The organism is Endozoicomonas numazuensis, from assembly GCF_000722635.1.
Lineage (GTDB): Bacteria > Pseudomonadota > Gammaproteobacteria > Pseudomonadales > Endozoicomonadaceae > Endozoicomonas_A > Endozoicomonas_A numazuensis.
On record NZ_JOKH01000002.1, the window covers coordinates 115,771 to 141,282 of the forward strand.

General features: G+C 48.0%; 21 protein-coding genes. 4 read left to right on the forward strand and 17 right to left on the reverse strand.

Annotation, left to right across the window (positions count from 1 at the left end):
* Positions 1 to 5: 5 nt before the first annotated feature.
* On the reverse strand, positions 6 to 992 hold the full coding sequence (pyrF, locus tag GZ78_RS07930; RefSeq protein ID WP_051785945.1) for an orotidine-5'-phosphate decarboxylase: 987 nt from the start codon (positions 990 to 992) through the stop codon (positions 6 to 8).
* A 173-nt stretch (positions 993 to 1,165) separates the two neighbouring features.
* Positions 1,166 to 1,912, reverse strand: coding sequence for a hypothetical protein (locus GZ78_RS07935; protein ID WP_034834616.1), 747 nt, complete (start codon positions 1,910 to 1,912; stop codon positions 1,166 to 1,168).
* A 272-nt stretch (positions 1,913 to 2,184) separates the two neighbouring features.
* On the opposite strand from GZ78_RS07935, the gene GZ78_RS07940 reads away from it, so the two are divergent.
* Positions 2,185 to 2,724: a methyltransferase domain-containing protein gene (locus GZ78_RS07940; RefSeq protein ID WP_051785946.1), complete on the forward strand. Its 540-nt coding sequence runs from the start codon at positions 2,185 to 2,187 to the stop codon at positions 2,722 to 2,724.
* An 11-nt stretch (positions 2,725 to 2,735) separates the two neighbouring features.
* Here GZ78_RS07940 and GZ78_RS07945 read toward each other — a convergent pair whose 3' ends face one another.
* The 15 genes from GZ78_RS07945 to gyrA all read right to left on the reverse strand — a co-directional run bounded on the left by GZ78_RS07945 (position 2,736) and on the right by gyrA (position 22,513).
* A complete protein-coding gene (locus GZ78_RS07945; RefSeq protein ID WP_051785947.1) occupies positions 2,736 to 2,990 on the reverse strand; it encodes a FeoC-like transcriptional regulator in 255 nt (84 codons plus the stop codon).
* The gene (gene feoB / locus GZ78_RS07950; protein WP_034834618.1) at positions 2,990 to 5,344 is read right to left on the reverse strand and encodes a Fe(2+) transporter permease subunit FeoB; all 2,355 of its coding nucleotides are present in this window, start codon (positions 5,342 to 5,344) and stop codon (positions 2,990 to 2,992) included. The genes GZ78_RS07945 and feoB overlap by 1 nt, the downstream gene beginning before the upstream one ends.
* Positions 5,341 to 5,616: a FeoA family protein gene (locus tag GZ78_RS07955; RefSeq protein ID WP_236631508.1), complete on the reverse strand. Its 276-nt coding sequence runs from the start codon at positions 5,614 to 5,616 to the stop codon at positions 5,341 to 5,343. The genes feoB and GZ78_RS07955 overlap by 4 nt, the downstream gene beginning before the upstream one ends.
* 454 nt (positions 5,617 to 6,070) lie before the next feature.
* On the reverse strand, positions 6,071 to 6,352 hold the full coding sequence (locus GZ78_RS07960; RefSeq protein WP_034836108.1) for a ComEA family DNA-binding protein: 282 nt from the start codon (positions 6,350 to 6,352) through the stop codon (positions 6,071 to 6,073).
* Between the two features lie 109 nt (positions 6,353 to 6,461).
* Positions 6,462 to 7,637 (reverse strand): lipopolysaccharide assembly protein LapB, encoded by a 1,176-nt coding sequence (lapB, locus tag GZ78_RS07965; protein ID WP_034834622.1) that lies wholly within the window; start codon positions 7,635 to 7,637, stop codon positions 6,462 to 6,464.
* Positions 7,637 to 7,957: a lipopolysaccharide assembly protein LapA domain-containing protein gene (locus GZ78_RS07970; protein WP_034834624.1), complete on the reverse strand. Its 321-nt coding sequence runs from the start codon at positions 7,955 to 7,957 to the stop codon at positions 7,637 to 7,639. Before GZ78_RS07970 ends, lapB begins: the two co-directional genes overlap by 1 nt.
* 213 nt (positions 7,958 to 8,170) lie before the next feature.
* Entirely contained in the window at positions 8,171 to 8,464 is a 294-nt protein-coding gene (gene ihfB, locus GZ78_RS07975; RefSeq protein WP_034834626.1) for an integration host factor subunit beta, read from the reverse strand.
* Positions 8,465 to 8,816: 352 nt separating this feature from the next.
* A complete protein-coding gene (gene ltrA, locus GZ78_RS07980) occupies positions 8,817 to 10,103 on the reverse strand; it encodes a group II intron reverse transcriptase/maturase (RefSeq protein WP_152558617.1) in 1,287 nt (428 codons plus the stop codon).
* 479 nt (positions 10,104 to 10,582) lie between these two features.
* The gene (gene rpsA / locus GZ78_RS07985; RefSeq protein WP_034834628.1) at positions 10,583 to 12,262 is read right to left on the reverse strand and encodes a 30S ribosomal protein S1; all 1,680 of its coding nucleotides are present in this window, start codon (positions 12,260 to 12,262) and stop codon (positions 10,583 to 10,585) included.
* A gap of 357 nt (positions 12,263 to 12,619) precedes the next feature.
* Positions 12,620 to 13,309 (reverse strand): (d)CMP kinase, encoded by a 690-nt coding sequence (cmk, locus tag GZ78_RS07990; RefSeq protein WP_034834629.1) that lies wholly within the window; start codon positions 13,307 to 13,309, stop codon positions 12,620 to 12,622.
* Positions 13,306 to 15,582: a bifunctional prephenate dehydrogenase/3-phosphoshikimate 1-carboxyvinyltransferase gene (locus tag GZ78_RS07995; protein WP_081869735.1), complete on the reverse strand. Its 2,277-nt coding sequence runs from the start codon at positions 15,580 to 15,582 to the stop codon at positions 13,306 to 13,308. The genes cmk and GZ78_RS07995 overlap by 4 nt, the downstream gene beginning before the upstream one ends.
* A 58-nt stretch (positions 15,583 to 15,640) precedes the next feature.
* Positions 15,641 to 16,750 carry a histidinol-phosphate transaminase gene (hisC, locus tag GZ78_RS08000; protein WP_034834630.1) on the reverse strand — a complete coding sequence of 370 codons (1,110 nt, stop codon included), beginning with the start codon at positions 16,748 to 16,750 and terminating at the stop codon, positions 15,641 to 15,643.
* A gap of 504 nt (positions 16,751 to 17,254) precedes the next feature.
* Positions 17,255 to 18,340 carry a prephenate dehydratase gene (gene pheA / locus GZ78_RS08005; RefSeq protein ID WP_034834631.1) on the reverse strand — a complete coding sequence of 362 codons (1,086 nt, stop codon included), beginning with the start codon at positions 18,338 to 18,340 and terminating at the stop codon, positions 17,255 to 17,257.
* Positions 18,341 to 18,565: 225 nt separating this feature from the next.
* On the reverse strand, positions 18,566 to 19,684 hold the full coding sequence (gene serC / locus GZ78_RS08010; RefSeq protein WP_051786134.1) for a 3-phosphoserine/phosphohydroxythreonine transaminase: 1,119 nt from the start codon (positions 19,682 to 19,684) through the stop codon (positions 18,566 to 18,568).
* 201 nt (positions 19,685 to 19,885) lie between these two features.
* Positions 19,886 to 22,513, reverse strand: a complete 2,628-nt coding sequence (gene gyrA / locus GZ78_RS08015) for a DNA gyrase subunit A (protein WP_034834632.1) — start codon at positions 22,511 to 22,513, stop codon at positions 19,886 to 19,888.
* Positions 22,514 to 23,210: 697 nt separating this feature from the next.
* Between gyrA and ubiG the strand changes: the two genes are divergently transcribed.
* Genes ubiG through GZ78_RS08030 form a run of 3 tightly spaced genes read left to right on the forward strand, consistent with a single transcriptional unit; the run spans position 23,211 to position 25,430 of the window.
* A complete protein-coding gene (gene ubiG, locus GZ78_RS08020; protein WP_051786135.1) occupies positions 23,211 to 23,945 on the forward strand; it encodes a bifunctional 2-polyprenyl-6-hydroxyphenol methylase/3-demethylubiquinol 3-O-methyltransferase UbiG in 735 nt (244 codons plus the stop codon).
* On the forward strand, positions 23,945 to 24,664 hold the full coding sequence (locus GZ78_RS08025) for an HAD family hydrolase (RefSeq protein WP_034834634.1): 720 nt from the start codon (positions 23,945 to 23,947) through the stop codon (positions 24,662 to 24,664). Before ubiG ends, GZ78_RS08025 begins: the two co-directional genes overlap by 1 nt.
* Entirely contained in the window at positions 24,657 to 25,430 is a 774-nt protein-coding gene (locus tag GZ78_RS08030; protein ID WP_034834636.1) for a YciK family oxidoreductase, read from the forward strand. The genes GZ78_RS08025 and GZ78_RS08030 overlap by 8 nt, the downstream gene beginning before the upstream one ends.
* The last annotated feature ends 82 nt before the right edge of the window (positions 25,431 to 25,512 follow it).

A 25,512-nucleotide genomic window follows, 5' to 3' on the forward strand; every position in this document is an offset into this window, starting at 1 on the left:
CGGTCTTACGCTTCCTCAACCTCTGTCACTACACGACGTGCTACTTTAGCTGGGTCTTGTGCCTGAATAATAGGCCTGCCAACCACCAGATGAGTTGCTCCATTCAGTGCAGCTATGGCGGGAGTACCTGAACGAACTTGATCACCTTTGTCATCTTCAGCCAACCGAATTCCCGGAGTAATGATCAAAAAGTCTTTGGGGACAATACCCTTGATTTTCTTTGCTTCTTGGGAAGAAGCAATAACGCCATGACAGCCCGACTTTACCGCTAACTCAGTTAGCCTGATTACCTGCTCAAGTGGAGAACAATGCCACCCCAATTCATTCATTGCCCTTTGATCCAAGCCTGTAACAACGGTAAGGGCCACAACCTTCATCCTTGAGAACTCTTCAGCAGCCGCTACGGCAGCTTTCATCATTGCCTGCCCACCGGATGCATGTACTGACACCATGTCAACCCCATGCCTCCCTGCAGACCTCACAGCGGCGGTAACAGAGTTCGGGATTTCATGAAGTTTCAGATCAAGAAAAACGGTTTTATGCTGCTCTTTCAAATAATGAATAGCGGTCGGGCCTTCTGAAGTCATCAGCTGGTGACCTATCTTGTAGTACTCAACTTCAGGGCCAAGCTGAGAAACAAGTTTTTTAACCTGATCCAGTGTTTCAACGTCCAAGGCTACGACTAATTCACTTCTTCCTGACAAAGCTTTTCTCCCTTCTCCCTTCTCCCACTCAGCCTGCTCAGTGGCCAACCGTTCTTTTTGTTTTAATTTAATTTCAGCCCAGGTTTTGCCCTGCTGAAGACCGTCCATCCGTTCTGAATATTTTATATAAGCTCGCTCAAATACACGATTTGGCTGAATACGGCCTTCCTTTTCAAGACTTAAAAGAAAGTTAAGGTAATCCCAGAGCACGTCGCCTAATTCATCTTCTAAATGACAGACTCTTCCAGAGGCTATCTCTTCAGAGACTTCCTGAAGTTCCAGATGCATTTCACGGAAATAAGTCTGACTGTCTTGAAACCACTGTTGTTCTCGTCATATTGATTCTTGGTGCGAGCCACTTCAAACAGCTGAGCAATAACATCTGAATTCATAGAGCACTACCCCTGTGCTTCCAAGCCTATTGAAAGCCAGAGTATAACTTACTAGACTACGATAATCGCCTATTCATGAAAGGAGGCTTCGCGACTGTACCAGGATTCAGAACGACCCACTGGCTGTCTGAAATCTGGAAATGGCAGTAATTTGCCATTAGGTCCTTTTGCCATTTGATAGTCCTGCCAGCGATCTTCAATGTACAGCTCATCGCCGGCACACGTGAATTTTAACTGGGCATAAATAGCAACCGGTAGCGTCTTACCCTCTGCGGTATTAGTCGTTCCAGAGGTTATACCGGTCAGCTCAAAAGCACTCTTCAACCAATCCACACTGCCCTTGAGACCCTGGGATTCAACTATTCGAGGATCGCTGTGGGAAAGGATAGTGCTTTCAAAATGCCACTGATGATCGTCATCCATTCTCATGATGTAACGAATCGCCAGATAACGGTGCTCGAGGAACTTTTTCTTTCGCTGATCGTTTTTTATGATTTCGTAGACCGTTTGCCGAATGGCCTCAATCATGTCAAACGCAACGGCATCACCCATGCGATAAGGATTGCCAATAAGCACTTCACCCTTGGAGACTGTCAGAATTTCAGGTTCATTTTCAACCGGTTTATTCTTGAACTCCTTATCAATTACGATTCGAAACTGCCTGGCCTGCATCGGTTCATATCGCCCAAGTACTGACTGCAAATGCTGGAAGCCTTCATCCAGGTTTACAGGTGAAGGGACCGTTTCTTCCGCGAACAGTGGCCATATGAGGATTGAGACTGCAGTAGATGCAATCGTCATCGCCCGTTTTTTCATCGCACTTCTTGCCTTATTACTCTTACTTAAACCTTAAAACTCATCAGGTTTATCAGGAAAGGAACTCACGTCAGATAACGTTTAAAATCTATATAGCTCAGAACACTAATAAGATTTTACTCAGAAGCTCCAGAAATATAACAAGTCATACTTTTCATGCCTAATCAGCTGTAACTTAGTTCATTAAACAAAAGTGTCCAGCAAGAACTTGAACAAAGCGATAGATACAGCGCAATATAAAACATTGACCGGTAACAGAGCTCTTTCAGGATATGACAACCCTCGAACAAACCCTCCTGATTCTGGTCTTCTGTGCTGGCAGCCTGATCACTCTTTCTATTGTTTACTGGAGCCTCAGGCTTGGTATTACCCCAACCGCCACGACTGGCAAAGTAAAGTTAAACATTCAGAACTGTCTGCCTGCTGTTATTGATGGCAATATTTATGAACTCGGATGCGGCTTTGGTTCTTTGATTCCCGTGCTGGCCAGACATTACTCAGGCCATATTATTTTCGGGATTGAACGCTCCACTGTTCCTTACTGGATTTCCAGACTTCGCTGCAGGCACCTCAAGAATGTCACAATTATTAAACAGGATTTTTTCAATATAGAATGGGAAGATACCGGGTTAATAATCTGTTACCTGTACCCGGGCGCTATGGAGAGATTATCCGGAGAGTTTCAAAAACGGCTCAAGAGTGACTGTTACATTATCAGTCATACTTTCAGACTCCCGGGATGGGAGCCTGAACTGGAAAGCAAGGCTGGCGATTTATACCGTAGCCCTGTGTATCGATATAGATGCCCATAGCGAGCATTAAACTACTCGCTCTGATTACAGACAGGAATCAGATCATATGGGCTCGAACTCATCCAACGATAGACAATCAACTGCTCAGGCGCACAACTGACACAGCCCTGCTTACAACCTGACTGCTCCTCGACCAGCTTACCCTTTCTGACCCAATGACCCAGCATACCCTTCATGGCTTCAGGATCGACAGCAAAATGCTGACAGAGTTCTGCCAGGGTGCATACACCCTTATCAGACAGGAAGTCTCTGATAGGTAATAGCATCAGTGGCACCCCGAGGATCTTTGAGGCCTTTCAGACGGCACTTCTATAGGCGAAAGCACCATTCTTTGCCCTGCTCTTCTGAGGAACACAAACATCAGTACCATGGCTGCCAGAATTGTCGAGAGCCAACTGATAGCGGTGACAGGCTGAAGAGTGATAAGCGACAGCTGATAATAAATAGTAGCGACCGAATACCCCAGAAAGAAGGTCCAGCCAGCAACAAAGAATGTCCAGCGTAGGCCTGATTCACGATAGATAGCACCTAATGCTGCAACACAAGGCGTATAGAGCAGGATCATCAACAGATAGGCGATCACCGCCGCATCACTGGTAAAGAGCCTTTGCATAACACCAAAGGTGGTCACTTCCACTTCCTGATCCTGAGCTACCTCTTCAAGATTACTCAAATCTCCCACACTCAACCCGAGAGGGTCAGCCAGGGAAGATGCAATCGCTGACAGGTTAGCAGGTATGGTAGCCAAAGCTTCATTCAGGCTTGCCATAAAATCAAAACCATGAGCCTTGGCAACCGTACCATTCTCCTGATCTGCGATGGAGGTGTACATGGAATTCAGCGTACCGACTACCGCTTCTTTTGCCAGAATTCCTGTAAAAAGACCCACCGCAGCTGGCCAGTTGTCATCGGTCATTCCCATGGGTGCAAAAGCCGGAGTAATGGTTTGGCCAATCTTGCTCAATACGGATGACTGGGTATCTTCATGGCCAAAACTGCCGTCAGTTCCCAGTGAATTCAGAGTATTGAGGATGACCACCACCACTACAATTGCCTTACCTGCCCTGAACAGAAATGCCTTCAGACGATCCCAGGTTCTAAGCAATACATGCTTAACAGAAGGCATATGATAGTTGGGCAACTCCATCACAAAAGGGGTGACCTCACCACTAAAGAGACATTTCTTTAACATCAACCCGGTCATAACCGCAGCCAGAATACCGGCCAGATAGAGTGTAAAAACAACATTCTGCCCCGAGCCCGGAAAAAATGCCGCAGCAAATAAAGCATAAACTGGCAGACGCGCACCGCATGACATAAAAGGAGCCATGGCAATGGTAAGCATTCGATCTTGCTGATTTTCAAGGGTTCGAGTGGCCATAATGGCAGGAACATTACAGCCAAAGCCCACCAGCATAGGTACAAAAGATTTGCCCGGAAGCCCCAGAAAGCGCATAGCCCTGTCCATAACAAAAGCCGCTCTGGCCATATAGCCGGAATCTTCCAGGACAGACAGAAACAGGAACAGAAAAGCAATGACCGGGATAAAGGTAGAGACCGTCTGTATACCACCACCAACGCCATTACCCAGAAGAGCAATAATCCAGCCCGGTGCGCCTATATTTTCCAGAAGATGACTCACACCATCCACAAAAAGCGTGCCGGAAAGAATATCAAAAAAGTCGATAAACGCACTGCCGATATTCACTGAAAACATAAACATGAGGTACATGACCCCAAAGAAAATCGGTAATCCCAGAATTCGGTTCAGAACAATGCTATCAATCCGTTCTGTCAAACCATGACTGACAATACCGGCGATGTTCACGGTATCTTTCATGATCAGGCTAATCGTTTCGTAGCGCCCGTTGGCTACAATAATGTCCATATCCGCATCATAAGCTGCTTCCAGTTGTGAGCGTTCTACTGCAGCCTTGTCGATCAGATCCAATGAAACCTTATCCAGGAAATCGTCTTCACCTTCCAGCAGCTTAAGGGCCACCCAACGGGCTGCAGAGAGATCTGTCACCTCACTGGAAACATGCGCCTGAAGGGAACAGACAGATTCCTCCAACGGCATGCCCAGAGATTGTGAACGGGCAGGTTCGATTCCATTAAGAAAACACTGATTGATCAGGTCTTTTAATTCTCTTGTTCCTCTGTCTCGTGACGCAACCATAGCGTGAACAGGGCAACCAAGATGCCTGGACAGGCTTTCAGCATTAATCTTAAGACCTTTATCCTTCGCTACATCCATCATGTTAAGAACAACAATGACAGGAAGTCCCATATCCAATAGCTGTGTTGTCAGATACAGATTACGTTCGATATTTGAGGCATCGACAACATTAACAACCAACCGTGCTTCCCGGGCAAGGATAAAGTCCCGGGCTATACGTTCATCCATGGATACCTGATCGTCGACCACATCGAGACAATAAGTACCCGGCAGGTCAACCACTTCCACAGACTGGTTTTTGTGCTGATAGCGGCCACTGCGCTTTTCAACGGTTACTCCCGGCCAATTGCCTACATGCTGCCTGGCGCCCGTCAGAGCATTGAAGACAGTAGTTTTACCGCAATTAGGGTTACCTACGATGGCAAATACATGATCCTTCATAGACGGGTCACCTCAACGGCTGCTGCCTCATGACGGCGCAAGCTGAGCTGAAATCCACGCACCTGCAGCTGGATAGGATCACCCAAAGGGGCAACCCTGCACACGGTAAAACAGGTTCCGGGGGTGAGACCCATAGCCAGAAGCTTACGACGATAGGCAGAGCCCGCTTTTTTGAAAGCAGATACCTGTGCCTTTTCTCCAGTTTGGAGATCCCCCAATGTGACCGTCATCCCAATCTCCCGAACTCTTTCCCTGAACTGTCTGTTGTTCATTAAAGAGTGCTTCCTGATACATCTGGTGATGTGGTGAAAAGAGTAACCTGAGGCCGTTTATGAATAGACAACAACAGATTGAAAAACAAGCAAAGATTAGGCGTAAATGCGAATAGTTTCAATTCACAATTCAACCAATTAAGATAGTAATTTCCGAAGTATTCATACTTTGTTCATATAAATAGTTACTTTTATTTCTAACAGCTATAAAAAAGATAGCAGGAACCCTTCATTGGCCATTCAGATTGCCAGCGCAATATACCCATTGGATTTCAAGATGCCACTAGGCGACAAGTGAGCGAAGCCCTGTGAGCCTAAAAGTAGTAGGTGATCAGGGTGAGCGAACGCTGGCAACAACGTAGCATCTTGAAAGGCGATGGGTATAGCGTCGTTAGGATATGCGATGGGTATAAGGCAAGATTATGATTAGACCCTTAAGTTCTCGAACATTCACTCAGTCAAAAGCAATTCTATCCCGGTTTTTATCAAGAATGTGTTCATTCAATTGCTGGACTCTATAAAGATCTTCCAGTGACTCAAAGGCACCATTTTTTTCCCGCTCTCTGATTATCCTTTCTGCCAGCGTACGAGGTACACCAATCAGGAATTCATCCAGCTCCTGAACAGTGGCTACGTTCACTTTAACTTTCATTCGGGAAGGGGCTTTATCGGCAACAATCGGGGCGGATAGGGCAAGCAGAGTGACTGCTGTCAGACTGATTATTCTTTTTCTCATAGGAGACATCCTTTTCTTCCTGTCAGCCTTTCACTTACTTCTTGAAAACTGAAAGGCACTATTTACAGGTCTAGACAAGGATGTTCAGCAAAACAAAGAAATGGGGATATTACTCCCCTTCTACACCCTGAACGGGTGCAAGAGTGCCCCATTCATGGCAACCCGGACAATGCCAATGCATTTCCTTACCGGCAAAACCACAACTGAAACATTGATAGACAGGTTTGGAAACCAGCATCTGATCCGTCACTTCTTTCAACAGTTTGATACTGGTCAGAGAAGGCTCAGACGGGTAATTTAACTGGATATTCATGAGCGCATTAAGCCCTCGCAGAGACGGCTGGCGGCGCAGTTGTCCAGTCAAAAAATCCATGGCTGAGACTTCACCACGGCTGTTCATCAACTGAGCCGTCATGGCCAGAATGATAGCCGTACCCGGTTTCTCATTGAGACACTTTGCGAGATAACTGCCTAAAGCTCGCTGCTGATCACTTCGATGGCACACTGTCTCAAGCATATCGAGCGTCAGAGGCACATAACGATTGTCCTGATATGAGACTTTCTGAAGCGCTTTAATGGCATCTCTGTCACGGCCCTCTTCCATCTCCATCCGGCCTAATATCAAGCTGGCTCTGACACAATTTTTGTCTCTGGAGTATGCCGCTCTTATATACTTTCTGGCGCCCGAACGATCGTTAAGACGAAGTTTGTCTTCCGCAATTTCGCAGTACAAATGCGCTAAACGCGGAGCATAGTCCTCGCCACACAGCTTACGAAGAGATTCTGTAATCTCTACGGCCTGCGGCCATTCTTTTTCCCTTTCATAAATTCGCAATAGCTGCTGTAAAGCATCCACCCGATATTCATGGTTTTGTCTGGAAAGATCCACCAGCATGGCTTCAGCTCGATCAAACAAGCCTGCAGTCATATAATCTTTCGCCAGTTCAAGCTGAACTCGAATTGACTGCAGGGGAGTCAGACTGGGCCGGGCCAACAGATCCTGATGCACTCGAATAGATTTATCGACCTCACCTCTTCGACAAAACAGACTGCCAAGAGCAAGATAAGTATCGACTGTGTCATTATTGAGATCCAGAGCTTTGATAAAGGTTTCTATGGCCTCATCGGTCTGCTCATTTAACAGATAGTTCAACCCCACAAAGTATTCTTTGGAAAGAGGTTGCTCAGGGAAGTGTTCCTTTTTCTTCTTTTTTTCAGCACGCCCCAGAAGATATCCTGCCAGCATCGCCACCATGATCAGCGCCAGCAGTGCAAGGTCGGGCATCAGGTTAATCCTTTCAATGCATTCGCTCTGAGTTTTTGTATTTCTGCATCTCTTCGAGCAAGCTTCCGACTATAACTGGCATTAGCCAATCTCAATCGGGTCATCGCGATCAGAGAAACCAGCAGCCCAAATACCCCTCCCATAATAAAGGAAATAACGACGACTGAAGAAGCCTTCAACTCTGGCAATGAGACACCTGCCAGATCAAATCGTATCAGTTGAGGGTTGGCCACAATAAAATTGACGAGAATAACAAGGAGGGTCAGACTGCCAAGCAGTATGAATAGCCGCTTCAGCCAGATACCCAATAAAGAGATCATATCCGATCAAACTCCAGTGATCACTTATTTACGATGAGATTCTAAGCCATTCACGAAAATGGCCAAAGCATTCTTTACTGGTAAAACGTTCTACCCATCGTTTTTCATGTTTGATAATGATACAAAAGGATAATTCTGTTCAGGAATGCTTCATTGCAAACCTGACACAAAAATATATTCATGACTTTAAAAAATCTTATTCCGCCTTTTGCTTCACTGATCCAGCAAACTGCTATTGACACGATCCCGCATATCTTTACCCGGCTTGAAATGAGGAACGTATTTACCATTCAGAACAACAGATTCACCGGTTTTAGGATTACGGCCTACTCTGGGTTCCCTGTAATGGAGAGAAAAACTGCCAAACCCCCTGATTTCCACCCTCGTTCCACTGGAGAGGGAGTGAGACATTTGTTCAAGAATAGATTTTATGGCCAGTTCTACGTCCTTTACCGACAACTGATCTTGCTGATCAGTCAGTCGTTCAATCAATTCTGATCGGGTCATTGTCGTTCTTCCTTTCCCTGTACCCTTGGGCAACACTGAAGCCCAGCATCAATATGAGCGCTGTACCCAGATCAGGCGACAGGTTGAAGGTCAACAGTCATAGTCAAAGCAACCATGCATCTCATAACCCGGAGCACCTGAAAAATTCAGGCAACCTCAGACCTGATAGGGATTACAGACAGTTCCTACCCTAGCCAACCCGATTCAATAAATCAAGCAACCTATTGATAAGCATAAAAAAACCGCAGCCGAAGCTGCGGTTTTTTAAGATGATCGGGATAGGGCGTAGCCTCACGGCTACGCTCCTCCCACAACACCCAGCATACGGGTCCGTACTGGGCGTTTCGGCCAGTTAAGCGGCCAACAATCTGATTAAACCTAACTTATCAAACCAACTATTGGGTAGCGCCATGTGTAACGCAGGACTCCGGCTCACTCGCCAATGTCCTTTTCCTGAAGCTACCGTTTGCCTTGTCAGTTTGTCACTGATTCCCTGCTTTCGCAGCTCCTTGTACCGCTTTGGGCTTCTCTTCCATTGATACCAGAGCAGACTTCGCAACCGCCTTCTTATCCAACAGTCAAAGTGTTCAAACTCTGTGCGGGTTTCTACTTCTCGGAAGTAGTTCTTCCATCCCTGCAAGTACCTGTTGAGTCCTTCCAGCCTCTGCTCAAGGGATCGACCTCCCTTTCGGGTTAGCTGTCTGATTTTATCCTTGAAGCGCTTGCCACTCTTTGTCGCAAGGGTTTTCCTGCCGTCTCGGGTAAAACTGTACCCCAGAAAGGGGCGCTTCCATGCCCGATCAACCGCGCTCTTTGTGTGATTGACTTTCAGTTTCATTTTACCCTCGATCAGCTTGACCAGACTGGCCATCACCCTTTCCCCTGCCTTCTTACTTTTAACAAACACACGACAGTCGTCAGCGTACCGAACAAATCGCAGACCTCGATTTTCGAGCGTTCTGTCAAGTTCGTCCAATACTATGTTTGAAAGTACAGGAGACAGGGGACCTCCCTGTGGCACACCCTCCGCTTGCGGTTTTACCAGCCCGTTTTCCATCACTCCGGACTTCAGGAATCGACGAATCAAACGCAATACATCCTTGTCCTCTATATGCTCTGCCAACTTTGCCATCAGTCGATCATGGTTGACCCGGTCGAAAAACTTCGACAAATCAATATCCACCACCCAGTTGTAACCATCCTTTATATACAGCTGAGCCTGACTGATAGCCTGATGTGCAGACCTATAGGGCCTAAATCCGTAGCTGTAAGCCGAGAACCTTGGCTCCCACTCTGCCTGCAATACTTGTTGTATTGCCTGCTGCACCATTCGATCAAGAGCTGTTGGTATACCCAACTTTCGCTCTCCTCCGTCCGGCTTGGGAATCAGAACTCTTCTTACTGGAGTGGGTTTCCACAACCCTCTGCTCAAACACTGCCTCAGTTGACGACCATGCCCTTGTAAATACGTGAACAGGTCTTCCACTGTCATGCGGTCAATGCCTGCCGCTCCTTTGTTGCGTTTTACTCGCTGAAAGGCTTTCTTCAGATTATTGGGGTGGGCGATACGTGCCATCAAGCCTGTATCGCTTGCCGGGCTTTCGTAATCCTGTGATGCCGACACAACCTCAGCCCTCATAACGTCGCAGCCTCCGGTTCCGCCGTGACCNTAACAGAAACTATTCACCACTCTGTACCGTTCAGGCCTTCACTGACATTCGCCAGCTACTATGCCGTCTGCTGACTTCTGTATGGCGATCAGACCACCTTACGATAGCCTCAGTCCGAAATATCAGACACCACACAGACCTCCCGAGGTAAGTCACACCGCCTTCGCCGCACAACCGCCAGATCTACTGCCTGAGTGTCCGGATGAGTATGGACTTCGTCATCATACGCTGACTCGTCCTCACGCAGACAGCCTCATATCTGATTTCTGTTCGTCGGCTCGCGGTTTTGCTCCACACTGCCTTCAGCCTGCACCTCACGATACAAACCTTGTGCTTCGCTAGTCCTTCGCCCTCATCTGGCTGGACAGGGGACTTTCACCCCCAAGCTGTGTGACATGCTCGGCACACGTAAAGGAAAGTCTCTGATGAGACTTTCTCTCAACAAGTATTACTTGTTTTCCATCTGAGCCTTGATCAGGTCACCGATAGTGGTAGGACCGGAGGCTTCATCATCCTGCTTAGTACGCAGTTCTTTCATAACCGCTTTCTCTTCAGCCTGATCCTTCGCTTTGATGGACAGGGAGATGTTGCGGTTCTTACGATCGATACTGATGATGCGAGCTTCTACTTCTTCGCCTTCTTTCAGGACGTTGGTAGCGTCTTCAACGCGATCAACACTGATTTCAGAAGCTTTCAGAGTCGCCAGAACGTCTTCAGCCAGTTCTACAGTTGCAGCCTTGGCAGTCACTTCCTTGATCACACCCTTAACGATGGTACCTTTTTCATTCAGGCCAGCGAAAGAGTTGAATGGATCTTCGGACAACTGCTTGATACCCAGGGAGATGCGCTCACGCTCAGCGTCGATCGCCAGGATAACAGCTTCAACTTCATCACCCTTACGGTACTTGCGAACAGCTTCTTCGCCAGTTTCGTTCCAGGAGATGTCAGACAGGTGAACCAGACCATCAATTCCACCGTCCAGACCGATAAAGATACCGAAGTCAGTGATAGACTTGATCTTACCAGCCAGCTTGTCGCCCTTGTTGAAGGAGCCGGAGAACTCTTCCCATGGGTTTTGCTTGCACTGCTTGATACCCAGAGAAATACGACGACGCTCTTCGTCGATGTCCAGAACCTGAACTTCAACTTCATCACCCAGAGCAACCACCTTGGATGGGTGGATATTCTTGTTGGTCCAGTCCATTTCAGAAACGTGTACCAGACCTTCAACACCTTCTTCCAGCTCAACGAAGCAGCCGTAGTCAGTCAGGTTGGTTACGCGACCAGATACACGAGTACCTTCTGGGAAGCGGTTGGTGATAGCAACCCATGGATCTTCACCCAGTTGCTTCAGACCCAGGGATACGCGGTTACGCTCACGATCAAACTTCAGGACCTTAACGTTGATTTCGTCACCAACGTTCACGATCTCGCTTGGATGCTTGATGCGCTTCCAAGCCATATCAGTGATGTGCAGCAGGCCGTCAACACCGCCCAGATCTACGAATGCACCGTAGTCGGTCAGGTTCTTAACGATACCCTTAACTTCCAGACCTTCCTGCAGAGATTCCAGCAGCTGCTCACGCTCAGCGCTGTTTTCAGCTTCCAGGACACTGCGACGAGAAACAACAACGTTGTTACGCTTCTGGTCCAGTTTGATAACCTTGAATTCCAGCTCTTTGCCTTCCAGGTGAGCAGTGTCACGAACTGGACGCACGTCAACCAGAGAGCCAGGCAGGAAGGCACGAATGGTGTTAACGTCAACAGTAAAGCCACCTTTGACCTTACCAGAGATAACACCCTTAACGATTTCTTCAGCTTCAAAGGCTTTTTCAAGTTCGCCCCAAGCTTCCATACGCTTGGCTTTTTCACGGGACAGACGGGTTTCACCGAAGCCATCTTCAACCGCGTCAAGAGCAACCTGAACTTCGTCGCCAACAGCGATGGTCAGTTCACCCTGCTCGTTCAGGAACTGAGCTTTCGGGATAACGCCTTCAGATTTCAGGCCTGCGTGTACAGTAACCCAGTCGCTGTCGATATCTACAACCTGACCGCTAACAATAGCGCCCGGCTTCATTTCGATATCTTTCAGGCTCTCTTCAAATAGTTCAGCAAAGCTTTCGCTCATGATATTTCCTATCAATCAGCACTTCAATCAACACCGTCATAATGTCTATAGCGAAGAAGTTATTGGATGTTGTCCTGAAACAAACCGGACATCACCACACTTTTCACTATATGGCAGAACAGTTACCGCTGATTGTATGCTGGCCACACCGCCAGTCAGTGTGGGTTGTTTTTCAAAAAACACCGTATGGCTGTAACTGGCAATCTGCACCATGCGGTTATTTACATAAGTCTTCCCGAGAATTCGGTCAGACCACCTTAATAAAAACAGGCTGCTGAGTTCCCCTCACCAGCCTGTTATAGGAGTCTTTCAAGACTGAGCCTGAAAAACTCCATGTTCCGAAATGATTAAAAATAATCAGATCAGGCCATTCTGTCGCATGACATCCACTACACGACTGAACACTTCCTGAATACTCAATCTGGTACTATCCAGAACAATAGCATCGTCAGCAGGTTTCAGCGGAGCAACATCGCGATTCATATCGCGGTCGTCCCTGGCAATAATGTCACCTAAAAGCTGGTCAAAGCTAGCATCAATCCCTTTTTGTTGCAACTGATTTTGACGACGCTTAGCCCGCTCTTCAGCACTGGCAGTGAGGTAAACCTTCACATTTGCCTGGGGGAAAACAACAGTTCCCATATCCCGACCATCAGCAACCAAACCAGGCGCTTCAGCAAAATCTTGCTGACGCTGCAACAAAGCTTTTCTAACACCTGGAAGAGCGGCTATCTGTGAAGCTTTAGCCCCAACTTCTTCTGTCCTGAGATTAGCGCCAACGCGCTCACCTTCAAGAATAATTTTAAGCGTTTCACCCTCACCACCCGGCTCAAATTGCACATCCAGATGACCCGCCAGTACTTCGAGGGATTTTTCATCAGAAAAGTCCACATCATGATTCATTGCTGCCAGCGCCGTTAAACGATACAACGCACCACTGTCCAGCAGATGCCAGTCAAACTCTTTTGCCAGCAGAGCCGCAACGGTTCCCTTCCCGGAACCGCTGGGGCCATCAATGGTCACGACTGGCACATTTGTTTCTCTCACGCTTGAATACCTTCTGTTGAGAGTGTCAGGCCCGCTCGGGAAGCCAGCCTGACAAAATTAGGAAAGGATGTTGCCACATGGGCACAATCCAGAATACGAACCTCTCCCTGGCTGCGTAAGGAAGCTATGACAAAAGCCATAGCGATACGATGATCACCATGACTGTCTACAGTTCCAGCACAGAACGGCCTGCCTCCCCGAATCACCATACCATCTACGAGCGCTTCAGCATCGATACCCAGTGCGACCAGCCCATCTACCATGGACTGAATTCGATCACTTTCCTTGACTCTGAGCTCTGCCGCCCCCCGCAAAGTGGTCGTCCCCTCTGCACAGGCAGCAGCAATAAACAGCACTGGAAACTCATCAATAGCCAGAGGCACCAGTTTCAGAGGAATATCAATACCCTTGAGAATGGCCGAGCGAACGCGTATATCAGCTACAAGCTCGCCACCCACTTCCCGCTCATTGAGCAGCGTGATATCAGCCCCCATAAGCTGGAGGATACTGATAACACCGGTTCGGGTCGGATTAATGCCAACATGGGTCAGCAGAAGATCAGAGCCGCTGGCAATCGTCGCCGCTACTATAAAAAATGCTGCTGATGAAATATCGCCAGGAACATCAATCGCTGTTGAAGAAAGCTGCCCCCCTCCCTGGATAGAAACCCGGGCATTATCAACTTTTAAAGGATACCCGAATCCAGTCAACATTCGATTGGTATGATCACGGACTACACCGGGAGCAGTCGCAGAGGTTTCCCCTTCCGCGTACATACCCGCAAGCAAGAGACAAGACTGAACCTGTGCAGACGCCATAGGCATTTCATAATCAATACCCTTCAGGCTTTTGCCACCCTTTATTTTGAGTGGTGGACGACCACCTGCAGCAGTTTCTATCTCAGCCCCCATTTCAACCAGAGGATTAACAACCCGATCCATCGGTCTTGAGGAAAGAGACTGATCCCCGGTCAGGGTGACATCAAAACGCTGAGCAGACATTAACCCCGCCATCAATCGCATGGCCGTTCCCGCATTACCAAGATACAGGGGCCCCACAGGCGGTTTAAGACCCTGCATTCCCACGCCGTGAATAACAACCCGACCATCGTGAGGCCCTTCGATATCGACCCCCATATCCCGGAATGCCTGCAAAGTCGCCAGTGAATCCTCGCCCTCGAGAAAACCATCAATGATCGTCTCACCTTCTGCTAAAGCACCCAGCATAATTGAGCGATGGGAAATGGATTTATCTCCTGGAACCCTTAATTCACCCTTTAAAGTACCACCCGGCTGAGCAACGAAAGTGACAGAATCCCCCTGGTTCTCGTTCAGGGTCGCCATATAGGCTCTTCTTTCCAGCATGCTGGCAAAATGCTGCCTGGCGGTGCGCGCCCTTTCAAAAGTCGCCAACAAACTTTTACTGTCTTTCTCAACGATGGCCTGACGCAGATGAACCAAACCTTCAGAAAACTGATCCAGCGAGGCCAGAATGGCGTCACTATTACCCAGAGCAATGTCATGCCACATTACCGGATCGCTGCCAGCAATACGTGTAAAGTCTCTAAAACCTCCGGCAGCGTATCGAAATATATCCTGATTTTCAGGATTACCAGCCAAAGTATCTACCAGAGAAAAAGCCAACAGATGAGGTAAATGACTGGTCATTGCCAGCACTTCATCATGACGCTGAACATCCATGGCATTCACTTGAGCGCCACAGCATTGCCAGAGATACCTGATCAGAGATAATGCAGAAGGATCAGTATTCTCAAGTGGTGTAAGAATCACCTTATGACTTTTAAAAAGTCCCGACTTCGCCGCCGTTACACCACTTTTCTCTGAACCGGCAATAGGATGCCCCGGTACCAGATTTTCTGGTACCTGGCCAAATATATCCTGAGCTGCCTTAACCAGAGAACCTTTACAACTACCGACATCAGTAATTACTTTACCGTTGAGATCGAGACCTTTCAGCTGCCCAAGCACTTTTGGCATGGCCAGCATAGGCACCGAAATCTGAATAACATCAGCTTTGCTCACTGCAGATTCAAAATCATCACAGCCTTCTGAAACGATTCCAAGGGAAACCGCCTCTTCAATATATTCGTCCCTGAGGTCAAACCCCATCAGGTGAAAGTTTTCGCCGCAATCTCTCAGAGACGCTGCAAAGGATCCTCCGATAAGACCCAACCCTACCACCAGGATATTCAGTGGAGCGTCAGTCTTGCTTAGCTCTATCACTACAAGTTCAACCTTTTTACCATAAGTCATCTTCAATCATTACTTTCAGTCGAAGATGGCATCTGCCGCTCAAAGCAATTTACATCACTCAGGAGTGTTTTACCGTGGACAATGCATCGAGGAAACGCTGGTTTTCTTCTTCCAGGCCGATCGAAACCCTAAGGTGATCAGGCATTCCATAATTGGCAACCGGCCTGACAATAACGCCGAGTTTAAGCAGACGCTGATAACAATCAACACCGTTCATGCCAGCATTGAAGGTTATGAAGTTACCTGTAGAAGGGATGTAGTCAATGTTCATTGACTTGAAGCCCGCCTCAATCTGAGCCATACCATCCTGGTTAACCTGCCTGGAGCGATTTAGATAATCCTCATCTTCCAGAACGGCCACTGCTGCTGCCTCAACCAGATTATTTACATTAAATGGCTGACGCAATCTATTGAGAACGCTGGAGATTTCAACGCTTGAAACAGAATACCCAACACGACCACCCGCCAGACCATAGGCCTTCGAGAATGTCCGGGTTAAGACAAGATTCGGGTATTCTTTCAGCAACAAAATACCATCAGGGTGCCCACTGTCGACAGCATACTCAAAGTAGGCTTCATCCAACACTACGATAACCTCTTCAGGCACCTTCTCCAGAAAGATCCGTAACTCTGCCTCAGAAAAACTGGTGCCTGTCGGGTTGTTTGGATTGGCCAGAAATACCATTCGGGTATCTGAACGAATCGCTTGCGCCATTGCTTCAAGGTCATGCCCCCAATGCTTTGAAGGCACGACAATACTTTCAGCACCCGCTGCTTGAACCGCAATGGGATAGACAACAAAGGCATACTCGGAAAATACCGCCGAACACCCTTCTTTCAGATAGCATTGTGCCAATAAAACCAGAACGTCATTGGAGCCATTACCAAACGTAATTTGATCAGGTTCGACCGCCAGTTTTCTGGACAGGGAGTCGCGAAGATTATAAAGACTACTGTCTGGATATCGAGCCAGCTCCCCCATCATACCGGCAACCGCCTCACAGGAGGATGGTGCTGCCCCCAGAGGGTTTTCATTACTGGCTAACTTAACAATGGTACTGGCATCCAGCCCCTGCTCACGCGCTAACTCTTCCACGGGCTTACCGGGAAGATAAGGATTCAGGGCACGCACGCCAGGCACAGCAAGCTTTACAAAATCACAACCCATATTTCACCTGTTATCTCATTAATAAGCCGCCACTCAACCGACAGGATTTAATCAGCCTGGGGGCTTACGACATTTCGCTTTTGGCTTTTGGCTTTTGGCTTTTGGCTTTTGGCTTTTATTCGTCATGGTAACCGAACAAGACCTTCCTGCAGGTTAACCCTAATTCTTCTCAACACTGAAGAAAAGGTATCCGATTCATCACTGACTGACCAGAAGTCTGGCTACGAATAGACAGCCTGCTCTATAGCTCAGAAAAAACGCTATTTTTCCCTCTAAATTTGATTAAACAGGTCAACTATTTGCACAAATCCAGAGGCAAGACTGAGTCGTTATGCTCGGCTAGGAGCCTGTCGGACTTAAGACAATTTTGGCCTGAAATCCAGAAAGAGCGGCCATCTTTTCCACTGAATTTGCTTAAATAGGTCAACTATTCGCACAAATACCTCGAAAAAATGGCCTCGTTCTACTGAATTTTATGCTCGGACGCTATTCTCGGTCAGCCTCCTAGAGAACCCCTTTGGGATAGGAACCCAGAACTCGAAGATCATTGACCCGACTCCCTAATTTCTCCAGAACCTTCTGGATAACCGGGTCATCAGTATGCCCTTCAAAATCAATGAAGAATACATAGTTCCAGATACCGCTACGGGATGGACGAGTCTCAACCCGGGTCAGATCAACATCGTGAACATGAAACACCTCCAGAATCGAATGCAGAGCACCCGGCTGGTTTCTCATGCTGACTACGATAGACGTTTTGTCTGCGCCACTGGATGGGACATCCTGATGACCAATAATCAGGAAACGTGTGGAATTGTCGGGCTGATCCTCGATTTTTTCAGAGATCTTTTCGAGGCCATAGATATCAGCTGCCATATCACCGGCAATTGCAGCAGAATTCCACTCACCCTTAATGCGCTTGGCCGCTTCAGCATTAGAACTGACAGCAACACGTTCAGCCATAGGCCAGTGAGCATCCAGCCATTTGCGACATTGCGCCAGTGACTGAGCATGAGAGTATATTCGGGTTATATGGTCACGACGGGTATTCTCAGACACCAACAGATGCTGATGAATTCTTAGCACCACTTCACCACAGATCTTCAGGGAGGAATCCATGAAACTGTCTAAAGTATGACTAATCACGCCTTCCGTTGAATTTTCAACAGGCACGACACCGTAGCGAACAGCACCAGCTGTCACTTCTCTGAATACTTCGTCAATCGCTGCCATGGGGACAGAAACGGCAGAGTGCCCGAAATGCTTCATGGCAGCCTGCTGGGTAAAGGTACCTTCCGGACCGAGAAATGCTACTCGAACAGGCTCTTCAAGGGCCAGACAGGCCGACATAATTTCTCTAAACAGTCGAGCCATCTCCTCATCATCCAGGGGACCGTCGTTTCGATCCATAACCCGGCGCAAAACCTGGGCTTCACGCTCTGGACGATAAAACACTGCTGCAGCATCTTCATTCTGCTTCACCCTGGCTACTTCCTGAGCGCAGCGCGCACGGTCGCTGATCAGCTCAAGAATATCCCGATCAAGCTTATCAATTTTTGTCCGCAACCCCTTCAACTTGTCATCTGTCATAATGTTCTCTGCGTTTAACTGTACTGACTACAGCCGTACTATCACCAGCTGCCATTCCATCGAGCATAATGATTTATATTGCGACGGCTCAAACAGGTATTCAACGGAGCACTCTGTCAACGTTCCAGAATACCCCATAGAGTCCTTTTTATAGTTAATGTAATACCCTGACTCTTGCTCTGCCTACAAAACCAATCGAAGCAAAAGTCCTTTCTACAGGGTTAATTATCCGTATTTTCTTTCGAATTCTTTCATAAAGGCGATTAAAGCATCGACATGTTCTTCCGGCACCGCATTATAAAGACTGGCCCGCATGCCACCCACTGACTTGTGACCCTTAAGATAAAGAAAACCATTTTTTTCAGATTCCGCCAGAAATACTTTATCCAGCTCAGGAGCTGCCAGTGTAAATGGAACATTCATTCTTGAACGCCAGCGAGTATCGACTTTATTGTGATAGAAACCTGACTCATCAATCACTCGATACAACTTGCCTGCCTTACGGTCATTCAGCTGATCCATTGCTTCTAACCCGCCCTGCTCTTTTAACCATTCAAAGACCAGACCTGCCAGGTACCAGGCAAAAGTTGGCGGAGTATTGTACATGGAGTCCTTATCAGCCTGTACACGATAATCAAGAACCGCAGGACAATTTGAATGCCCACGATCCAGCAAATCGTCACGAACGATTACAACCGTCAACCCGGCAGGACCAATATTTTTCTGAGCGCCCGCATAAATAAGACCAAAACGGCTGACATCAATGGGACCAGACAAGATATTGGAGGACATATCCGCCACCAGAGGCACATCGCCGGAATCGGGAATAAACGGGAACTCGAGCCCACCGATGGTTTCATTCGGCGTGTAATGAACATAAGCCGCATCAGAACTGAAACGCCACTCACTCTCTTCCGGCATGGTATGGAATGAAGCACCTTTTCCATCAGCAATGACATTAACATCCAGATAGCGCAGAGCTTCTTTGATCGCCGACTGAGCCCAGTGACCGCTGTTTACATAATCAGCACTGCCCTTTTTGCCTTTGAGATTAAGAGGAATCCCGGCAAACTGCCCACGAGCGCCTCCCTGTAAAAAAAGAACCTTGTAATTCGCAGGTATTTTTAACAGATCTCTAAGATTTTGCTCAGACTGCTCAGCCACCTCAAGAAAAGACTTACCCCTGTGGCTGACTTCCATAATGGAAGCCCCTTCATGGTTATAGTCCAACAACTCATCTCGGGCCCGCTCCAGCACCGACCGGGGCATTGGAGCCGGACCGGCCGAAAAGTTATAGGTCCGACCTTCCAGCCCCGCCAATGTATCTGCCAACAGATTATTCATACCATCCTCCCATACAGCCAGACTCACCTATTCAAGAGTGACGCTTGTGCACCTCTCCGAACCTGACATCAATCTGCTTTACTCACCTTCACCGTCGAACTTTACCGGTTTGGTTAATTATGTCTTGTTTTGTCAGGGATACATTACATCCCTGTAAATAAAACGCCAGCATAATGCTGGCGTTGATTGTTCTAAATAAAATCAGCTTTCCTGATCTTCATCAGGAGCTGCCTGAGGAGCTTTTTCCTCCCCGGCCTCTTCAGCGTCTTCATCATCACTATCCGTCATACCCTCTGGCTCATCCGGCTCCTCAACCCTGGCAACACCCACCAGTTTTTCGCCTTCCTGAACCTTGATCAGGGTCACCCCCTGGGTATTACGACTCATGACAGAGATTTCATCGACACGAGTTCTCACCAGAGTCCCCTGATCGGAGATCAGCATGATTTCCTCACCATCCCGAACCTGGATCGATCCAATCAGCTCACCGTTTCGATCAGTACACTGCATGGAGATCACACCCTGACCACCCCGGCCAGTAATTCTGAAATCTTCCACACCCGTACGCTTACCGAAACCGTTTTGGCTGACTGTCAGTATTTGAGTCTCTTCTTCAGGGATAATCAGGGAGATCACTCTCTGACCTTCCTGAAGCTTCATTCCTCTGACACCGCGAGCGGTTCGACCCATGGCACGCACATCGGTTTCTTCAAAACGAATGGCCTTACCCGAGTTGGAAAGCAGCATAACCTGCTTTTCGCCAGTGGTAATCTGCGCTCCAACCAGTGAATCACCTTCATCCAACCCCAAGGCTATCAACCCGCTGGAACGTGGACGAGAGAACTGCTCAAGTGGCGTTTTCTTAACTGTGCCGGCAACAGTTGCCATAAAGACAAAGTGACCTTCGGTATACTCTTCGACCGGTAACATAGCGGTAATACGCTCCCCTTCTTCAAGAGGAAGGATATTAACAATCGGTCGACCTCGAGAGGTCCGGCCTGCAGGTGGAATCTGATAGACCTTTAACCAGTAAACCTTACCCTTGCTTGAGAAGCACAAAATCTGTGTATGCGTATTAGCAACCAGCATGTGCTCGACATAATCTTCATCTTTGACAGAAGCGGCTGATTTACCACGACCACCTCGACGCTGAGCCTGATAAGTATCCAGCGTTGTCGTCTTGGCATAACCACCGTGAGACAGTGTGACCACCATATCTTCTTCGGTGATCAGATCTTCAACGGTAAGATCACGACGAGAGCTGGTTATTTCAGTACGACGTTCATCACCGTACTCTTCAACAACACTTTCAAGCTCTTCACGAATCACTTCCATCAACCGCTCGAAGCTGGACAGGATCAACAGCAATTCAGCAATCTTTTCGATCAGCTCACGGTATTCGCTCAGCAGTTTTTCGTGCTCAAGACCCGTCAGTCGATGCAAACGCATCTCCAGAATCGCTTGCGCTTGTGCAGGCGACAGGTAATACAACCCATCACGCAAACCCAGTTCTTCTGGTAATTCATCGGGTCTACACGCATCAGCACCCGCACGCTCTGCCATTTCAAGCACATGCCCTGGTTTCCAACCCTGAGCAATGAGCTTTTCTTTGGCTTCAGCCGGAGTTGGCGACTCCTTGATAAGCGCAATAACCGGATCGATATTGGACAGAGCCACAGCCAGGCCTTCCAGCAAATGACCTCTCTCGCGAGCCTTGCGTAGTTCATAAACAGTTCTACGAGTCACCACCTCACGGCGGTGACGGATAAAGGCCTCTAACATTTCCTTCAGATTGAGGAGTTTGGGCTGTCCGTCGACCAGAGCTACGTTATTAATACCAAACACAGACTCTAACTGGGTCTGGGAATAAAGGTTATTCAGAACTACATCTGCAACTTCACCACGACGCAGCTCAATCACTACGCGCATGCCGTCCTTGTCAGACTCATCACGCAGTTCGGTTATGCCTTCAATCTTTTTGTCTTTAACCAGCTCAGCAATTTTTTCAATCAGTCGAGCTTTATTCAACTGATAGGGCAGTTCTGTAATGATGATGGTACTTTTATTCTTTTTATCATCATGCTCGATATTCGCACGCGCCCGAATATAGATACGACCCCGGCCTGTGCGATAGGCCTGCAGAATACCTGCACGACCGTTAATGATGCCCGCTGTCGGGAAATCCGGCCCGGGAATGTATTCCATCAGGTCATCAATCGACAAGCTGTCATCTTCTATCAGAGCCAGACAACCTTTAACCACTTCAGTAAGATTATGAGGAGGTATGTTGGTCGCCATACCCACCGCGATTCCTGCCGCACCATTGACGAGCAAATTGGGAATACGGGTAGGCATTACCGCCGGAATCTGTTCTGTACCGTCATAGTTAGGTACATAGTCAACCGTTTCCTTGTCCAGATCAGCCATGATGTCATGACTGATCTTTTGCATACGGATTTCGGTATAACGCATGGCCGCTGCAGAGTCACCATCCACAGAACCGAAATTACCCTGCCCGTCCACCAGCATGTAGCGCAGAGAGAATGGCTGCGCCATGCGAACAATAGTGTCATATACAGCAGAGTCACCGTGCGGGTGGTATTTACCAATTACATCACCCACCACACGAGCTGATTTCTTGTAAGGCTTGTTCCAGTCATTACTCAGCTCGTTCATTGCGAAGAGAACCCGCCGATGAACTGGCTTGAGTCCGTCACGCACATCAGGCAATGCCCGCCCGACGATAACACTCATGGCATAGTCCAGATAGGACTGCTTGAGCTCGTCTTCGATGTTTACCGGAAGAATCTCTTTAGCGTTATCAGTCATGTAAACCCAGTCGTCCTTTAGCTTGCGCCCACCGGATACCAGTCAGCATCCTTTCTCAACCCAGAAGGCCGGAAACCTTAATACTCAGATCGTATAAATAAATGGAACCATAGTCTTCCATTACTTACCGGTATGCACTGAACCTGTCAGTTAACCGGTGATCCGGCATTGCTGTTTGCAGCCGGCTGGCCGGCAACCCGAACAATTCAATAACAGGCAGCCATGTGTAATAAATCATTCTATCTTCGCTTAAGCAGAGAAGATGCATTGAAATGATTTTTACTCTAAAAAAGCATGGCTGCTTTTTCATATCAAGTGGCAAATAATACCACAGCTGGCCGCCTTACTGCGAGCGAGTGTATGTGTACACAACGATTTTATGAATAAAACCTGACACAGAAGTACGACAGAGTGCCTATGCCAGCCTTTTTCATTCGAACAAACACACTCTACGATCAAAATAACAGTAATAGTCACTCAACTTGCACTGCTTGCATTATCAATGCCCACCAGAACACTTAACTCTGATAACTCTGTCTGTATAATACGAAGAAGAATACAGGCTGCGCTGTTATTCTCGGAAATCAACCAAGTCTCACAACAGCTGCTGACCGGGCCTTTTTTTGCTCACAGCCACATACTTAGAGACAATCATTCCGGCGCACTCCCAACCAAACCGTTTGAGAATCTGGACACTATGACTTCAAACCAGGACGAACCACGCTCAACACAAAATGTAGATCCTGCCGAAATTGCAAAATTTGAGGAACTGGCCAGTCGCTGGTGGGATATGGATGGTGAGTTTAAGCCCCTTCACGAGATCAACCCTCTTCGCCTCAATTACATAGACGAGCGAGTGGGCTTAGCTGGAAAAAAAGTACTTGATGTAGGCTGCGGTGGCGGAATTCTCAGTGAGTCCATGGCGCTCCGTGGCGCCGAAGTTACAGGCATCGACATGGGCGACGCCCCTCTTTCTGTTGCTCGCCTTCACAGCATGGAAAGCGAAGTCGAAGTGAATTATCGCAAGATCCCGGTAGAAGAACTTGCAGAAGAAATGCCAGGTACATTTGATGTAGTAACCTGCCTCGAAATGCTCGAGCACGTCCCAGAGCCTGCCTCGGTCATCCGCGCTTGCGAAAAGCTACTCAAACCCGGCGGGCAGATCTTTTTTGCCACCATCAACCGAAACGCCAAGTCGTGGCTTTTTGCTATTGTCGGCGCCGAGTATGTCCTCAAGATGCTCCCAAAAGGCACTCACGAGCACAGCAAATTTATAAAGCCCCACGAGCTATGCAGCTGGATGCGAAAGACTGACCTCGAAGTACACGACATGACTGGCATGGTCTTCAACCCCATTACTGGCGTGTATTCACTCAAAAAGTCCGACACTGACGTTAACTATTTGATTTATGGCAGTAAGCCGGAGTCCTGATGAATTCTACCGACGCCATAGAAGGCCTGTTTTTTGATTTGGACGGCACCCTGCTTGATACCTCGGAAGACTTCATCATTACGGTCAACAAACTACTGACAGACGACCAACTGCCAACAATTGATGGAGAACTGATCCGAAACTACATCTCTGAAGGCTCGAGAAAGTTGATTCAACTCGCTTACGGTATTGACTCCTCAAGCCCAAGACTTGAAAAGCTCAGAAATCGCCTTCTGGATGAGTACGATAATCACATTAGTGACAATCACAGAAGCAAACCAGCCAAACTGTACGACGGAATAACAGCACTACTGGACGCACTGGATGACAGAGCTATCCCATGGGGAGTCGTGACTAACAAGCCTGCAGCTTACGCAGAAGTCCTGCTCGAACAGGCAGGCCTTACTCATCGATCCAGAGCACTCATATGCCCAGACCATGTCATGCAGACAAAACCCAACCCTGAAGCCCTGCTACTGGCATGCGAACACACAGGATCAAACCCAACAAACTGCATTTACATTGGCGACCATCTGCGAGACATTGATGCAGGCAGAAATGCAGACATGGTCACCATTGCCGCTCTTTATGGCTTTATCAGCCCTGAAGACACCCCCGAACATTGGCAGGCTGATCACAACGTTTCATCCGCCAGAGACATTCTTCCACTACTGGAAAAATACAAGTGGCTAATGCCACGGAGAGGAACTGATGTTTGAATATACTGCACCCAACAACCTACTCCAGGACAAAATCATCCTGGTCACCGGTGCTGGAAGTGGTATTGGCCGGACAGCGGCCTTAAACTTCGCACGACATGGTGCCACCGTCATATTGCTAGGAAGAACCACCAGCAAACTGGAAGAAGTTTATGACGAGATAGAAGAGAACGGCTGGCCCCAGGCTGCGATTTACCCCATGAATCTTGCTGGCGCTTCCGAACAGGATTATGCCAACCTGGCAGAGACACTAGATAAGGAGTTCGGCAGACTGGATGGCCTACTCCATAACGCAGGTTTACTTGGGGAGCTTAAAGCTATAGCCCAATACGATCTGGATAAATGGAATGAAGTCATGCTCGTCAATGTGACAGCCCCTTTCCTTTTATCGAGAGAAGTGCTCCCTTTACTCCGCAAAGCCAAATCAGGCTCTATTGCATTCACCTCATCAAGCGTTGGCCACCAGGGACGAGCACATTGGGGCGCCTACAGCATCTCCAAGTTCGCCACAGAAGGACTGATGCAAGTTATGGCGGACGAAGAAGACGGCCTCAGCCAGGTCAGAGTTAACACCATTAATCCAGGCGGAACCCGAACCGCTATGAGAGCGTCAGCCTACCCTGGGGAAGACCCCATGAGCCGACCGACACCCGAGGACATTATGCCTCTTTATCTTTACCTGATGGGTGATGACAGCCAGTCTGTCAGCGGAAAAGCCTTCCACGCCCAACTCCCTGGCAACCCCGAGAACATTGCAACACTTTGATCGTGCCGAGTGACCCTGACTAATCTGGGTCACTCCTCCCCTTAACCCCTCCCTGATACAACCCGTTACAAAAAAAATCAAC

Coding starts and splice junctions, on each gene's coding strand:
- GZ78_RS07945 (WP_051785947.1), bottom strand. CDS start 2,990: ATGCTATTACCTATCAGAGACTTCCTGTCTGATAAGGGTGTATGCACC.
- GZ78_RS07995 (WP_081869735.1), bottom strand. CDS start 15,582: ATGACTTATGGTAAAAAGGTTGAACTTGTAGTGATAGAGCTAAGCAAG.
- ihfB (WP_034834626.1), bottom strand. CDS start 8,464: ATGACCCGATCAGAATTGATTGAACGACTGACTGATCAGCAAGATCAG.
- GZ78_RS07935 (WP_034834616.1), bottom strand. CDS start 1,912: ATGAAAAAACGGGCGATGACGATTGCATCTACTGCAGTCTCAATCCTC.
- rpsA (WP_034834628.1), bottom strand. CDS start 12,262: ATGAGCGAAAGCTTTGCTGAACTATTTGAAGAGAGCCTGAAAGATATC.
- serC (WP_051786134.1), bottom strand. CDS start 19,684: ATGAATAATCTGTTGGCAGATACATTGGCGGGGCTGGAAGGTCGGACC.
- GZ78_RS07970 (WP_034834624.1), bottom strand. CDS start 7,957: ATGATCTCTTTATTGGGTATCTGGCTGAAGCGGCTATTCATACTGCTT.
- ubiG (WP_051786135.1), top strand. CDS start 23,211: ATGACTTCAAACCAGGACGAACCACGCTCAACACAAAATGTAGATCCT.
- GZ78_RS08030 (WP_034834636.1), top strand. CDS start 24,657: ATGTTTGAATATACTGCACCCAACAACCTACTCCAGGACAAAATCATC.
- GZ78_RS07960 (WP_034836108.1), bottom strand. CDS start 6,352: ATGAGAAAAAGAATAATCAGTCTGACAGCAGTCACTCTGCTTGCCCTA.
- lapB (WP_034834622.1), bottom strand. CDS start 7,637: ATGCCCGACCTTGCACTGCTGGCGCTGATCATGGTGGCGATGCTGGCA.
- GZ78_RS07955 (WP_236631508.1), bottom strand. CDS start 5,616: ATGAACAACAGACAGTTCAGGGAAAGAGTTCGGGAGATTGGGATGACG.
- hisC (WP_034834630.1), bottom strand. CDS start 16,750: ATGGGTTGTGATTTTGTAAAGCTTGCTGTGCCTGGCGTGCGTGCCCTG.
- GZ78_RS08025 (WP_034834634.1), top strand. CDS start 23,945: ATGAATTCTACCGACGCCATAGAAGGCCTGTTTTTTGATTTGGACGGC.
- gyrA (WP_034834632.1), bottom strand. CDS start 22,513: ATGACTGATAACGCTAAAGAGATTCTTCCGGTAAACATCGAAGACGAG.
- pyrF (WP_051785945.1), bottom strand. CDS start 992: ATGCATCTGGAACTTCAGGAAGTCTCTGAAGAGATAGCCTCTGGAAGA.
- pheA (WP_034834631.1), bottom strand. CDS start 18,340: ATGACAGATGACAAGTTGAAGGGGTTGCGGACAAAAATTGATAAGCTT.
- feoB (WP_034834618.1), bottom strand. CDS start 5,344: ATGAAGGATCATGTATTTGCCATCGTAGGTAACCCTAATTGCGGTAAA.
- ltrA (WP_152558617.1), bottom strand. CDS start 10,103: ATGAGGGCTGAGGTTGTGTCGGCATCACAGGATTACGAAAGCCCGGCA.
- GZ78_RS07940 (WP_051785946.1), top strand. CDS start 2,185: ATGACAACCCTCGAACAAACCCTCCTGATTCTGGTCTTCTGTGCTGGC.